Below are 14575 nucleotides of genomic sequence, written 5' to 3' on the forward strand. Positions count from 1 at the left end.
CGGCGATGAGGATTAACGCGCCGGATGCACGTCGTTCAACGGTGCACGCCGCGAATGGGTCACACCACCGCTGTAACGCGCCACGGAGAGATCGTCAAATGGGATCGCCGGCGTGATGCCGGAGATCAGGTCGGCAAGCAACTGGCCGGAACCGCAGGCCATCGTCCACCCCAGCGTGCCGTGGCCGGTATTGAGGTACAGGTTCTTCAATGAGGTGCGGCCGACAATCGGCGTACCGTCCGGCGTCATCGGCCGCAGTCCGGTCCAGAACGTAGCCTGTTCAACCCGGCCGCCGTTGGGGTACAGATCGCGCACCACCATCTCCAGCGTCTCGCGTCGCTTCTGCTCCAGTTCGGTATTAAAGCCGACGATTTCCGCCATACCGCCAACGCGAATGCGCTGGTCAAAGCGGGTAATAGCGACTTTATAGGTTTCATCCAGCACCGTTGAGTACGGCGCCGCCGTCTCATCGGTAATCGGGATGGTCAGCGAGTAGCCTTTCAGCGGATAAACGGGGATCGCCACCAGCCCGCGCAGCAGCGCGGTCGAATAGGAACCGAAGGCCACCACATAACTGTCCGCCGTCAAAGTCTGCCCGCCGCACTGCACGCCGGTAATTTTATCGCCATCCACCAGCAGGCGATCGACGTGCTGGTCATACAGGAAGGTCACGCCCGCCTGCTCCGCCATTTTGGCCAGGCGCTGTGTAAACAGCTGGCAATCACCGGTTTCATCATTCGGCAGTTGCAGACCGCCGGTCAGCTTGTGCGCCACCTGCGCCAAAGCCGGCTCCGCCGTGGCCAACTGGCTGGACTCCAGCAGTTTGTAAGGCACGCCGGCGTCTTCCAATACCGCAATATCTTTCGCCGCATTCTCAAACTGCTGCTGCGAACGGAACAGTTGCAACGTGCCGCGCTGACGCCCTTCGTATTCGATACCGGTGTCCTGACGCAACGCCTTGATGCAGTCGCGGCTGTACTCCGCCAGACGCACCATCCGCCCTTTGTTGGTGGCATAATGGGACGTATTGCAGTTTTTCAGCATCTGCCACATCCAGTTGATCTGAAAGCCGGTGCCGTCCAGGCGGATAGCCAGCGGCGCATGGCGTTGGAACATCCATTTGATGGCCTTCAGAGGTACGCCGGGCGCGGCCCATGGCGCAGCATAACCCGGCGAGATCTGACCGGCGTTGGCGGCGCTGGTTTCCAGCGCCGGCCCTGGCTGACGATCAACCACCGTCACTTCATGCCCGGCTTTCGCCAGATACCAGGCGCTGGCTACGCCAACCACTCCACTACCTAAAATCAAAACTCGCATCACTGACTCCAGCCCGAGGTTTAACAAAGCATAATCTTCTGTTGACGGCAAATTAACTCAGTAGAAAAAACCATCCAACAAATTAGTTTTTAATCGTGACAGATTTCACAATTAATTTATCGTTCAAGCCGCTTCCTTTTGCAATAGCCGGATTTAAATAGCGATAACCTGCGGTGAAAGCCGGTTTCTGGAGAGAATAGCGCCCCCTCATGCAATCAATGACTGCATTGAAGTCACTAAAAATCGCCCTCATGTGCAACAGGTTGTTAACAGAATATAAAATCAACCCTGCCATACAAAACAAAATATTAATCTACAAAAAACGCAAAACATCAACATATCCTGCGAGGAAACATCGGCGGCAAAACAGCAGAAAAAACTCACCCGCTATCCGCTCCTCCCGTTAAGTTCAGACAGGACGTTGAATTTTTAGGCTTTATAACCCCCTCGCCCCGTTCTTTTTTGAGCTACGATTGATTAAGGGCCGCCGTAATGAGCCTGGCCCGTACAAAACGAGGGTGCGCTGATGACAACTTCAACACATGATCAAATTATGGATGAAAAACGTCTGAGCGATGGACCAGACTGGACGTTTGAGTTGCTGCAGGTCTATCTGGAGCAGATTGACCGCGTCGCCAAACATTACAAACTGGATACCTATCCGCACCAAATTGAGGTCATCACCTCTGAGCAGATGATGGATGCGTATTCCAGCGTCGGGATGCCGATTAACTATACGCACTGGTCATTCGGTAAAAAATTTATCGAAACCGAACAGCTCTACAAACATGGGCAGCAGGGGCTGGCCTATGAGATCGTCATCAACTCCAATCCTTGTATTGCTTACCTGATGGAAGAGAACACCATCACCATGCAGGCGCTGGTGATGGCGCACGCCTGCTACGGGCACAACTCATTCTTCAAGAACAACTACCTGTTTCGCAGCTGGACCGACGCCAGTTCGATCGTCGATTACCTACTGTTCGCCCGCCATTACATCAGCGAATGTGAAGAGCGCTACGGCGTAGAAGAGGTAGAAAAACTGCTGGATTCCTGCCACGCGCTGATGAACTACGGCGTGGACCGCTATAAACGTCCGCAAAAAATTTCACTGCAGGAAGAGAAAGCCCGTCAGAAGAGCCGGGAGGAGTATCTGCAAAGCCAGGTGAACTCGCTGTGGAAAACGCTGCCGCGCGTCGAACGCGAAGACGCGCCGGAGCAAGAACGTCGTTACCCCAGCGAGCCGCAGGAAAATATTCTCTACTTTATGGAAAAAAACGCCCCGCTGCTGGAGCCGTGGCAACGGGAAATCCTGCGCATTGTGCGCAAGGTCAGCCAGTATTTCTACCCGCAAAAGCAGACGCAGGTGATGAACGAAGGCTGGGCCACCTTCTGGCATTACACCATACTCAACCATCTGTATGACGAGGGCCGCGTCAGCGAGCGCTTTATGCTGGAGTTCCTGCACAGCCACACCAACGTGGTGTATCAGCCGCCTTACAACAGCCCCTATTACAACGGCATTAACCCGTATGCGCTGGGCTTCGCCATGTTCCAGGATATCAAGCGCATCTGTCAGTCGCCAACGGAAGAAGATCGCTACTGGTTCCCGGATTTTGCCGGCAAAGACTGGCTGGAAACGCTGCATTTCGCCATGCGCGACTTTAAGGACGAAAGCTTTATCAGCCAGTTCCTGTCGCCGAAACTGATGCGCGACTTCCGCCTGTTCACCGTGCTGGATGACGACCGCAACAACTATCTGGAGATTTCGGCCATCCACAATGAGGCGGGATATCGGGCGATTCGCCAAGAGCTGTCGGCACAGTACAACCTGAGCAATCACGAACCCAACATCCAGGTCTGGAACGTTGATCTGCGCGGCGATCGTTCATTGACGCTACGCTATGTGCCGCAGGAACGCGCGCCGCTGGATAAAAGCCGCCGCGAGGTGATGAAACATGTGTACCGGCTGTGGGGGTTCGACGTGATTCTGGAACAGCAAAACGAAGACGGCAGCGTCGAACTGCTGGAACGCTGCCCTCCGCGCCCCAGCGCGCTGTAACACGCAGCAAAAAGGGCGCATGATGCGCCCTTGTTTTTTACCAACGCGACGCCGCCGTTAACGGCGCGCTTCGGTCAGATCGCTCGGCATGGTGCCTTGCATGCTTTGCCAGATCGCGCCGCTCTCCTTGCCATAATTACGCACGGTATCCATCACCTGGTCGTACATTTTCTCATGGCACAGCATCGACAGCTTACTGTAGAACGAACGCGCCAGCTTGCGCGCTTCCGGGTTGGAGAAGTAGTAACGGCCAACGCGGGTATACAGCCCTTTCAGACCGTTGAAAATCAGCCCGTAAATCGGGTTGCCGGACACGAAGGCCAGACCGCGGAAAATTTCATAATCCAGCGTATTGAACGCCTCGGCCTGATCTTCAACCTCCGACGCCTTCGCCAGGACGGCCTGCGCTTCCTCAGGGTGGTTACGCACCGCAGAGCGGATAAAGATAGAGGCAATATTGGTGCGCACCGACAATAAATTATCGATCAACTGCGGGACGCTGTTATGATCGAGGCGCGCCAGCGTTTCCAGAATGTTGAGGCCGGATGTTTCCCAAAAGTTATTCACTTTGGTCGGCTTGCCGTGCTGAATCGTCAGCCAGCCATCTCGCGCCAAACGCTGTAAAACCTCGCGTAACGTGGTGCGCGTGACACCTATCAGTTCAGATAGCTCACGCTCCGCGGGCAAAATAGAGCCAGGAGGGAAGCGATTATTCCAAATACTTTCAATAATGTACTCTTCCGCAAAACCGGCTGGACTCTGTGCCTTAATGACCATGTGTTTGACGTTCCGTTGCAACGATATCAGTAATAGTAGTCCGCTGATCATACCAGATCATGCTGGTATGACATAGTGCGAGCGGGAAACTATAAACGAAAGTGTGCATAACCTGGCAAAAAACAGCCGAAAACGGCGAAACCCATGAATTTTAGGTTGAAATTTCTGCCGCAGTTGCATCGCAACCGCCGGCGTTGGTAGGGTAGCAACAATTTTTCTTCAAGGTAGTAAGACATATATGGAAATGACAACACGCAGCGCCGTTGTGAAAAATTTTCTCGGCCAATCCCCTGACTGGTATAAATTAACCATCCTGATATTTTTGGTTATCAATCCGCTGGTCTTTTTCCTGATAAGCCCCTTCGCTGCCGGCTGGCTGCTGGTCGCGGAATTCATCTTCACCCTGGCGATGGCGCTCAAGTGCTACCCGCTACAGCCCGGCGGCCTGCTGGCGCTGGAGGCGGTAGCTATCGGCATGACCAGCCCGGCGCACGTCGGTGAAGAGATCGCCAACAATATTGAAGTGCTGCTGCTGCTGATCTTTATGGTGGCCGGCATCTACTTTATGAAACAGCTGCTGCTGTTCGTATTTACCAAGCTGCTGCTGAACATCCGCTCCAAAATGCTGCTGTCGCTGGCGTTCTGTCTGGCTGCGGCGGTGCTCTCGGCGTTTCTTGACGCCCTGACGGTCGTCGCCGTGGTAATCAGCGTCGCCAGCGGTTTTTATTCTATCTACCACAATGTCGCCTCCAACCAGCCGGAAGACGCGCATAACGTGAACGACGACAGCGGCATCGACGGCGATGACCGCAAACAGACGCTGGAACAGTTCCGCGCCTTTCTGCGCAGCCTGCTGATGCACGCTGGCGTCGGCACCGCGCTCGGCGGCGTGATGACCATGGTCGGCGAACCGCAGAACCTGATTATCGCCAAAAGCGCCGGCTGGGGCTTTATTGATTTCTTCCTGCGTATGGCGCCGGTTACCCTGCCGGTCTTTGTATGCGGCCTGGTGGTGTGTCTGCTGGTGGAGCGCTTTGGCGTTTTCGGCTATGGTGCGCAACTGCCTGAGCGCGTGCGCGAAGTATTGACCGAGTTTGACCGCCAGGCCAGCGCCAAGCGCAACCGCCAGGAAAAAGTCAAACTGGTGGTGCAGGCGCTGATCGGCATCTGGCTGGTGGCGGCGTTGGCTCTACATCTGGCGGAGGTCGGTCTGATTGGCCTGTCGGTCATTATTCTCGCCACCTCGCTGTGCGGCGTAACCGACGAACATGCCATCGGCAAGGCCTTCCAGGAAGCCCTGCCGTTCACCGCCCTGCTGACGGTATTTTTCACCGTGGTGGCCGTAATCATCGAACAGCATCTGTTTAGCCCGGTTATCGCGTTTGTGCTGCAGGCCGAGCCGTCGGCGCAGCTGATGCTGTTCTACGTGTTTAACGGCTTGCTGTCGGCGGTTTCCGATAACGTCTTTGTCGGCACGGTCTATATCAACGAAGCCAAAGCCGCCCTCACCAGCGGCGCCATCTCGCTGAAGCAGTTTGAAATGCTGGCGGTGGCGATCAACACCGGCACCAACCTGCCTTCGGTCGCTACGCCAAACGGCCAGGCGGCGTTTCTGTTTCTGCTGACCTCGGCGATCGCCCCGCTGGTGCGCCTTTCCTATGGGCGTATGGTCTGGATGGCACTGCCATATACCATCGTTCTGGCGCTGGTCGGGCTGCTGTGCGTTGAGTTTACCCTGGCGCCCGTGACCGACCTGCTGACGCAGTGGCACTGGCTCACGCTGCCGCATCTGGAGGCTGCGGGGCACTGATTCAGCCCCCGTGACGTTGCCAGCCATACTTTGTTACCTCGAAAAGGGTCTCTGATGGCTGGCAACACGGTTGAATTGTGGTTTACACTGCCGGTTCAATTGCTTACTGCATGGAAGACTCAAAATATGTTGCGATTCTTTAAGCGCTGCTCACAAGGACGCCGCGCCTGGCTGTTGATGGCTATCACCGCGCTGGCGCTGGAACTGACTGCGCTCTATTTCCAGCACGTTATGCTGCTGCAACCTTGTGTGATGTGTATTTATGAGCGCTGCGCGCTGTTTGGCATTCTGGGCGCTTCACTGCTAGGCGCTATCGCGCCGAAAACGCCGCTGCGCTATGCCGCCATTCTGCTGTGGATCTACAGCGCCTGGGAAGGGCTGCAGCTGGCGTGGAAACACACCATGATTATGCTGCACCCTTCACCGTTCAATACCTGCGACTTTTTCGTCAGTTTCCCTTCCTGGCTGCCGCTGGACAAGTGGATGCCGGCCGTATTTCATGCCTCCGGCGACTGTTCGGTGCGCCAATGGCAGTTCCTGACGCTGGAAATGCCGCAGTGGCTGGTCGGCATCTTCGCCGCCTACCTGCTGGTCGCCGCGATCGTGCTGCTCAGCCAGATAGTGCGTTCACGTCAGTAAAGCTGACGCAGAGTAAAACGTATCGGTATCAATCTGAAAGGCGCCTGACGGCGCCTTTTTTATAGGGGCTATTCTGCACGATGAGACGGCGGAAAAATCACATAAAGAGAAGCGATGCCCCACGGGGCGTATGGTTTGTCGGGTTTTATCGTCCGTGATGCAAGACGGCGTACAACGATGATTAGCATTATTGTTTTAGTGTTTCCCTGGTAAATGCAGCTCTTTATCTTTTTGGACACGGCCAAGGATGATCCAGACCGAAAAACGATAATCCAAACGTCAGTACAATATAGGCAAGCAATACAGCAAACATCAGAACAGCCATTTTCTCCAGCAGATTAAGACGTTTATCATCAGTCATACTTCACATCTCCTTGTAACTACCCACAATAAACACGCCTTTAAAACTTAGGCAACTATGCCTTCCACTTCAATAGCCACACATAAAATGAAACATTATTAATAAGATTGGTTAATGGTTTGTACATATTTACACCAACCGGCATGCTCCCCCGCGTTGTTGTAAAGTATTTACTCTTGCCGATTAGCCGGGTATGTTGCGCCATCGTTTCCGCCTGAGTGGCAAACCGCACCTTATCTGACGACGTTGATAGGCGTCTGGCACCGTCGGGCAAGCGCATAACTCTTGGTTATCCAGCAACAGATACTATGAACAGAATTGAAATTGCCTTGGTGGTAGTCTGCATCATTCTCACCACCCTACTGTTTTCCAAATCGGGTGACGTCATGCGACGCAGCAGAAGCCGTTATGAGGTGATCGCCGAAGAGCCGGTGTACAGCTCCCGTATAAAACTGCGTTGACCCCCGACTCAACGCGACCGACCATACCTGCTACGTTCAGTATATCCAGCAAAATATATAGTCCGGAAACAACATCAGTGGCTCTGCACCAGAGTGAAATAAAATAGGAAAAATTATTAGCGCAAGACAAATCGCGCCCTCTCAGGTTTGAGTCGTTTTGCGCTAATGTTTACTCTATAGATGTCACAGACTGAGACTACATTAAGCGAATAGCATTATAGTAAAGCGTTCTGGTTGACCCGGAGCTCTGGCTTAACATTATTCTGTGATTTTCAGTTGTAAGAGTGACATATCCAGAATTCTCGCTGATGAGCTTGGCAAAGCTTGAGGTATTGGCCACGGTAAACTCACCATAGATATTGCTGTCCGTGCTGGTAACATAGATTTTCCACATCGACACCGGCGTATTTGAACCAGAGTTTAGCGATAATGCCCATACCGGCGTATTATGCTGAACCACCACATTCCCCGCCGTCCCCTGTAATTTGTTTGTGCTGTTGATTGTCAGGTTTTTATTTAGTTGGAAATCGCTGTCCGTCACCGCGGCAAAAGGCAACCTGACATTATGCTGTGTCGAATACATCTCTAACTTAGATGCTGTACCACCAACGCCTAAGCCACGATACGACATGTTTCTAACGTTTTGTGCAGAGCTTGGCCCCCAGATATCGCTGGTGAACAGGTTGTGTCCGAAGATACCACCGACATAATCAGCAGCTACGCGAACCTTGCTAAAATCGCCCTTTCTGTTGCTGATAATAATATCCATATAGATAGTGGTCTTTTTGCTTGGCACTGTGATCTCTGCAACCGTTGCAGAAAAACCTGGCGCCGTGATCACATCACCAACAGCAAATTTGGATTCCCCATCGGTGATATCGGAGTCCTCGGCAACAACGAGCTGCCATTTGTTTTCATATCCCCGCATGATGCTCGATAACGCAACCGATTTTTTAGTACCACTCACAATATCATAACCAAACTCAACGCTATATGCGTCCTCGGTCACAATATCGCTCAGGGTAAGAACGGATGTGTACTTACCGTTATAATCATAAGTACCATTGTTTATATTCGCGTATTGGCTGCGATCCTGTAGTGAAATACCACCAAATCTATGCGTTGCACACCAGGTAATATCAATATTGTGGCATTCACTGTTCCCGCCACCTTTACCACTACCACCAATCAAGCAGGCGATATACCCGGTCTGCCAGTTTTTTCCCCGAATTTTATTCATACCGGATTGTTTTTCTGGATCCAGATAATTTTTAAATCCGATAATATGCCCGCGCATTTCATCACATGAGATAGTACTTGTAGATAGCCCTTTGCCTTGAACTTTAAAAAACGTTGCTCTGAAGTTACCGAAGAACTCACTCACATTTAAGTTAAAATTCTCCGTTGAACCGCTCCCAGCAGAATAGAATGCCCCCTCGGCATCCCACCATTTTTCTGGTAAGGCCGGGAATTTATCACCAACAATGACGACATTTAACGTAAGATTAAAGCCGAAGCGGTACATTGTGCCATTATCATTCTTATTAAGACCAGAGAGACAAGGAATACCCTTATCAATCCGGTAAATACCATCACCACGCACCGCATTTATACCAGTATTGATTGCATGCTTCATTGCATCGATAATGGCACCAGCATCATCAGCGCTGCCATCACCCACTGCGCCAAACATTTCCGGCGTAATGTACTTTACAGCGTCTTGTACCGTACCACCCTGATCCAGAATAACTGATTTCGCGTTAATATCTTCCACGTTATTTCTCCTGTCTTATGCAGATAAATAAAATGACGAACGAGTAACCGGATACTTACCGTATAAATAATCGATTCGCTGCGTTCTGTGTAAGATATTAATCATTGTCAGCATTGATAATAAACCGAAACCCGTTGTGCCATTGCTCAGCGCATTTTTTACGCGTATCTTTACGAACGTACGTAACTTTATTTCTTTCCATTCGGGAAGATAACGGTGTGGCAAATGTACAGGGGCTTTAATCAAGACGTGGTCGAGTGGCGGAATAGCCGATAAAAATGGGGAGAGATCTGCCCGAACAGGGCAAAACCCCAATGCGCGCATGCGCACAGCGGGGTTATCAGGATTACAAATGCAGATGGCCGGTAACACGACCTGCTGACGATGTCAGACACTATTTCCGCGTCGGCGATATCCATGTCTTGGGCGCCAACCTCGTCAGTTCACGCCTTTCAATACGGTCAATCAACGCGCCCAGTCCGGTTTATTGAGGATATGGTCCTGCCAATCCACCACCTCACTCTCGCGCACGGCAATATGGCGTACGGTAATACGCTCACCATGCATCGCTGCCTTTGAACCGCTGATCAGCGGATGCCAAGGGTATAGAGGCTTGCCTTCGCCGATCAGACGATAGGCGCAGGTTGGCGGCAGCCAGTCGAAAGTCACCAGATTTTCCCGCGTCAGTTTGATGCAGTCTTCTTCCAGTTCGAAACGTCGTTCATAGTTGCGGCACTGGCAGGATTTAATATTCAGCTGGTTGCAGGCAACGTTGGTAAAATAGATTTCGTCGGTATCTTCGTCGATCAGTTTATTCAGACAGCACTGCCCACAACCGTCGCACAGCGATTCCCACTCTTCTTCTGACATTTCCGCCAGCGTTTTGCTCTGCCAAAAAGGACGTTGTGACATGTTGAAATCCGGTATAACCCCTTAATACCTTCAGCCAGCCCGGCATGCTTGCCCGAGCCGCGCGATCGGCGATTAAGGATGAGTAAATGAATGTTAGCCTGCATACAGACTGCGAGGGGCACTATATAGACATTTTAGCCTGCAGATGCAAGCCTTGCCGCCGTTTTTACACGACGGCCGGCAGGATCAGATCACGCGCGTAGTCAGCGTCTTGTCGTTCAGAGAGATTGTCAGCATATCGCCCGAGGCCATCGGCCCGACGCCCTGCGGCGTGCCGGTGAGAATGATATCGCCGGCGCGCAGCGTGAAGAAACGGCTCATGTAGGCGATCAACGGCAGGATCGGTGTGATCATATCGCGCGTATTGCCCTGCTGGCGGATCTCGCCGTTAACGTTCAGCGTCAGTTCAGCATTTTGCGCGTCGCCAAACTCGGCGACCGGAATAAAACCGGAGAGAGGGCAAGAGCCATCGAAGCCTTTGGCCTTTTCCCACGGCTGGCCGGCTTTCTTGAACCCCGCCTGCAAATCACGCAGCGTCAGATCCAGCGCCACGCCGTAGCCGGCGATCGCCCGCGCCACGCGATCTTCATTGGCCTGCTTCAGCGGCGTACCGATCAGCACCGCCAGTTCAACCTCGTGGTGCACCGCGCCAAGATCTTTCGGGATCGCCACCGGCTGGCGGATATCGCACAATGCGGTTTCAGGTTTGATAAACAGCACCGGCTCGGCGGATTTGGCGCTGCCCATCTCCTTGATGTGATCGGCATAATTGCTGCCGACACACACCACTTTGCTTACCGGAAAATCCAGCAATGCCCCCTGCCAGTCTCGATGTTGATACATTCCGTTTCTCCCTACAAATCATGTAGGGGCTCAGCCCGCAGGCCAGGCCCGTTGTCGTTACAGTAGCGCCGTATCGCTGACGGCCCGCCGGTGCGGCTTATTGGCCAACGGCATCCGCCATCATACCCACGCTGATGGCAAAATAATATGAACGGTTCCAGTGCATGATGGTACGGAAATTATCATACACCAGGAACGCTCGCCCCTGCGCATCGTCCGGCGTAATGACCCAGCTGCGTAGCGTAGCATCCGGCAGCGCGGCGCCGTCAGGCTGCGTGACGCCCATTGCCGCCCACTGATTAACCGTGCGTCCGCGGGTTTTCAGCCCCAGATCGGCAGCGCTGAAACCTGCCGGCAGTTTGACTTCACGCCCCCAGCTGCTGCCTGCCTGCCAGCCTTCTGTCGACAGGTAATTGGCCGTCGAGGCAAAAACATCATCGACATTGTTCCAGATATCAATGCGTCCATCGCCATCGCCGTCAGCGCCATAGGTCAAGAATGAGCTGGGCATAAACTGGCTTTGCCCCATCGCACCCGCCCAGGAGCCTGTCAACTGTCCGGCCGTCACGTGTCCCTGCTCAATAATCTGCAACGCCGCCATCAGCTGCTTGCGGAAAAACGCCTCTCTGCGCCCTTCAAACGCCAGCGTCGCCAGCGCGGAAACCACATCTTCCTTACCCTGAATCTTGCCGAAATGACTTTCCATCGCCCACAGCGCCACGATATAGCGCTCCGGCACGCCGTAACGCGCCGTCGCCCGTGCCAGCTGCGGCTGGTATTTACGCATCATCTCGCGCCCCTGCCGCGTTTTACTGGCCGACAGCACGCGCTGCAGATAAACGTCCAGGGTTATCTTCTTTTCCAGCTGATTGCGATCGGATTTAATCACCCTATCGACAAAATGGATATTGACAAAGGCGCTGTCGACCGTTTTCCGGCTCAGTCCCTGCGCTAATGCCTGACTTTTAAGTTGTTCAACATAGGCGGGAAACTGCGCCGGGTCGCGACCGGTAGCGGCCAGCGTATTCGCAGCCGGCGCTCCGGGACTGCCGGCCGCAGGCTTCAGCATCCCTCCCGACGCAGGCGGCGTGGCGGTTGGCGCCGCTAGCGCCTGGTTCTTATGGCTGGCACAGCCGGCCAGTATCAAAGCCGTCAGTGTCAAAGCCGTGGTCGACAATCTCATCGCGGTGTCCTTTTCTGCAACTCAATTCCGCCCCGCTCAACATGCGGGGCAGACGACAATTATTTCCCGCCGCCCAAATGCTGGCTCAATAAATTCTCAACCGGCGGCGGCACCTGCAGATAAAACCCTTCTTCCTTCAGGGCCTCTCTCACCTTGTCAATATTCGCATTGGCTAATCTTTTCCGTTCATCAAGATTAAGCAACATAGCGAACTGCGGCGCGCCAAAACTTTTCAGCAAATCCTCCGGCACGCGCGAGAAGTCGTCTTTTTTTTCGACATAAAGATAAGTTTGATCGCGTTTTGAACTTCTATAGATCACACAAAGCATATTTTTAACTCTATTTAATTGGGGCAGTGTCTTGCCTGGATATAACTCTGACTATAACATGCTTCTAGTACATCGGAATATCGCACCCCGAGTGGAATTCCGGGGATTTAAAGTTGCTGAAACTGAGTCAGGATAGATGTCACAATCGCCAATTGAGCTAAAAGGCAGCAGTTTTACCCTATCGGTTGTTCATTTGCATAATTCGGAACCCGAGGTAATTCGCGAGGCGTTGCAAGAAAAAGTGGAACAAGCTCCCGCTTTTTTGAAAAACGCCCCTGTTGTTATCAACATTGCAGCGCTTAACGGCGACGCAAACTGGAAAGAACTCCAACAGGCGGTCGCAGCGGCAGGTCTGCGGGTGGTTGGCATCAGCGGTTGCAAAGATGAGCGGCAAAAACGGGCGGTTGCCCGTGCCGGTCTGCCGTTGCTGAGCGAAGGAAAAGGCCACAAAGTGGCCGCTGCCGAGGTGCCGGCTCCGGCTCCCGAGCCGGCAGCCGACAACGCTCCCGCCAAAACACGCGTCATCAGCACACCTGTCCGTTCCGGCCAACAGATTTATGCCCGTAACTGCGATTTAATCGTAACCAGCAGCGTCAGCGCCGGTGCAGAAGTGATTGCCGACGGCAATATTCACATCTACGGCATGATGCGCGGTCGTGCGCTGGCTGGCGCATCCGGCGATGCCTCATGTCAGATTTTTTGCACGCATCTGGCCGCTGAGCTAGTCTCTATCGCAGGGCAGTACTGGTTGAGCGACCAGATCCCGTCCGACTCGTTCGGGCAGGCAGTACGACTCAGCCTGTTGGATAACGCTTTAACCATACAACCTTTAAATTGAGCCCTTTTGACAAGGAACCACTTCATGGCACGCATTATTGTTGTTACATCGGGTAAAGGGGGGGTTGGTAAAACCACCTCGAGCGCAGCCATCGCGACCGGTCTGGCCAAACAAGGCAAGAAAACCGTCGTTATCGACTTCGATATCGGTCTGCGTAACCTTGACTTGATTATGGGCTGTGAGCGTCGCGTGGTTTATGACTTCGTTAACGTAATTCAGGGTGATGCCACGCTGAACCAGGCGTTAATCAAAGACAAACGCACCGAAAACCTCTACATTCTGCCCGCATCTCAAACGCGCGATAAAGACGCGCTGACCCGCGAAGGCGTTGAGAAAGTGCTCAACGAACTTGGCAAGATGGACTTTGACTTTGTGGTGTGCGACTCACCAGCCGGTATTGAAACCGGTGCGCTGATGGCGCTGTACTTCGCGGATGAAGCCATCATCACCACCAACCCGGAAGTGTCTTCGGTACGCGACTCCGACCGTATTCTCGGCATTCTGTCCTCCAAATCGCGCCGCGCCGAACAAGGCAAGGACCCGATCAAGGAGCACCTGCTGCTGACCCGTTACAATCCGGGCCGCGTCAGCCGCGGCGACATGCTGAGCATGGAAGACGTGCTGGAAATTTTGCGCATTCCTCTGGTCGGGGTTATCCCGGAAGACCAGTCCGTACTGCGCGCATCCAACCAGGGTGAACCTGTGATTCTGGATCTCGAGTCCGATGCCGGCAAGGCATATGACGATACCGTTAACCGCTTGTTAGGAGAAGAACGCCCCTTCCGCTTCATTGAAGAAGAGAAGAAGGGCTTCCTGAAACGCCTTTTTGGGGGATAAACCATGGCTTTGTTAGACTTCTTTCTGTCCCGCAAAAAAAGTACAGCCACTGTAGCCAAGGAGCGGCTGCAAATTATCGTCGCAGAGCGTCGTCGGGGAGACAGTGAACCCCCGTACCTGCCCGATATGAAGCGTGACATCCTGGCGGTCATCTGCAAGTACATTCAGATTGACCCTGACATGCTGCACCTTCAGTTTGAGCAGAAAGGAGACGATATTTCGGTACTGGAACTCAACGTCACGTTACCGGAGTCAGAAGAAGCCGCTAAATGATCGCGACGCAATAAATATCCCCCTGTATTTTTTGCAGGGGGATACTGTATATGCGTCCAGGCATTGAACGGGAAAACAGCAAAATATCTATTTTTACCGTTTGAGATTAATCCCAATTAATCTGGTGGTAATGTTATTTAAACTTAATACTGGCGCCAG

At 53.1% G+C, this 14575-nt stretch carries 14 protein-coding genes; 6 read left to right on the forward strand and 8 right to left on the reverse strand.

All coding sequences use genetic code 11. The features are described 5' to 3' along the window. Positions 1–12: 12 nt before the first annotated feature. Positions 13–1317 (reverse strand): D-amino acid dehydrogenase, encoded by a 1305-nt coding sequence (locus CLM71_RS12970; RefSeq protein ID WP_105231375.1) that lies wholly within the window; start codon positions 1315–1317, stop codon positions 13–15. Positions 1318–1843: 526 nt separating this feature from the next. On the opposite strand from CLM71_RS12970, the gene CLM71_RS12975 reads away from it, so the two are divergent. Further along, positions 1844–3379, forward strand: coding sequence for a SpoVR family protein (locus CLM71_RS12975; RefSeq protein WP_105231376.1), 1536 nt, complete (start codon positions 1844–1846; stop codon positions 3377–3379). Between the two features lie 57 nt (positions 3380–3436). On the opposite strand, the gene fadR is transcribed toward CLM71_RS12975, so the two are convergent. Beyond that, the gene (fadR, locus tag CLM71_RS12980) at positions 3437–4156 is read right to left on the reverse strand and encodes a fatty acid metabolism transcriptional regulator FadR (RefSeq protein ID WP_105231377.1); all 720 of its coding nucleotides are present in this window, start codon (positions 4154–4156) and stop codon (positions 3437–3439) included. Between the two features lie 238 nt (positions 4157–4394). Here fadR and nhaB point away from each other — a divergent pair, with 238 nt between their 5' ends. After that, positions 4395–5966 carry a sodium/proton antiporter NhaB gene (gene nhaB, locus CLM71_RS12985; RefSeq protein WP_105231378.1) on the forward strand — a complete coding sequence of 524 codons (1572 nt, stop codon included), beginning with the start codon at positions 4395–4397 and terminating at the stop codon, positions 5964–5966. 126 nt (positions 5967–6092) lie between these two features. Continuing rightward, on the forward strand, positions 6093–6605 hold the full coding sequence (gene dsbB, locus CLM71_RS12990) for a disulfide bond formation protein DsbB (protein WP_105231379.1): 513 nt from the start codon (positions 6093–6095) through the stop codon (positions 6603–6605). Between the two features lie 223 nt (positions 6606–6828). Here dsbB and CLM71_RS24145 read toward each other — a convergent pair whose 3' ends face one another. The 6 genes from CLM71_RS24145 to CLM71_RS13015 all read right to left on the reverse strand — a co-directional run bounded on the left by CLM71_RS24145 (position 6829) and on the right by CLM71_RS13015 (position 12468). After that, positions 6829–6966, reverse strand: coding sequence for a hypothetical protein (locus CLM71_RS24145; RefSeq protein WP_172606274.1), 138 nt, complete (start codon positions 6964–6966; stop codon positions 6829–6831). A gap of 657 nt (positions 6967–7623) precedes the next feature. Beyond that, entirely contained in the window at positions 7624–9201 is a 1578-nt protein-coding gene (locus CLM71_RS12995) for a hypothetical protein (protein ID WP_105231380.1), read from the reverse strand. Positions 9202–9666: 465 nt separating this feature from the next. After that, positions 9667–10113 carry a YcgN family cysteine cluster protein gene (locus tag CLM71_RS13000; protein WP_054304772.1) on the reverse strand — a complete coding sequence of 149 codons (447 nt, stop codon included), beginning with the start codon at positions 10111–10113 and terminating at the stop codon, positions 9667–9669. Positions 10114–10299: 186 nt separating this feature from the next. Continuing rightward, entirely contained in the window at positions 10300–10956 is a 657-nt protein-coding gene (locus CLM71_RS13005; protein ID WP_105231381.1) for a fumarylacetoacetate hydrolase family protein, read from the reverse strand. A 97-nt stretch (positions 10957–11053) separates the two neighbouring features. Continuing rightward, a complete protein-coding gene (locus CLM71_RS13010) occupies positions 11054–12139 on the reverse strand; it encodes a lytic transglycosylase domain-containing protein (protein ID WP_105231382.1) in 1086 nt (361 codons plus the stop codon). A 59-nt stretch (positions 12140–12198) separates the two neighbouring features. After that, complete coding sequence (locus tag CLM71_RS13015) at positions 12199–12468, reverse strand: YcgL domain-containing protein (protein ID WP_105231383.1); 270 nt, start codon at positions 12466–12468, stop codon at positions 12199–12201. 136 nt (positions 12469–12604) lie between these two features. On the opposite strand from CLM71_RS13015, the gene minC reads away from it, so the two are divergent. From minC to minE, 3 genes are read left to right on the forward strand one after another with little or no spacing between them, the layout of a single operon-like run. Continuing rightward, positions 12605–13306: a septum site-determining protein MinC gene (gene minC / locus CLM71_RS13020; protein ID WP_105231384.1), complete on the forward strand. Its 702-nt coding sequence runs from the start codon at positions 12605–12607 to the stop codon at positions 13304–13306. A 24-nt stretch (positions 13307–13330) separates the two neighbouring features. Next, positions 13331–14143: a septum site-determining protein MinD gene (minD, locus tag CLM71_RS13025; RefSeq protein WP_105231385.1), complete on the forward strand. Its 813-nt coding sequence runs from the start codon at positions 13331–13333 to the stop codon at positions 14141–14143. 3 nt (positions 14144–14146) lie between these two features. Then, on the forward strand, positions 14147–14416 hold the full coding sequence (gene minE / locus CLM71_RS13030; protein ID WP_105231386.1) for a cell division topological specificity factor MinE: 270 nt from the start codon (positions 14147–14149) through the stop codon (positions 14414–14416). Positions 14417–14575: the final 159 nt, after the last annotated feature.

The organism is Serratia sp. MYb239, assembly GCF_002966855.1.
GTDB classification, from domain to species: Bacteria; Pseudomonadota; Gammaproteobacteria; order Enterobacterales; family Enterobacteriaceae; genus Serratia_B; species Serratia_B rhizosphaerae.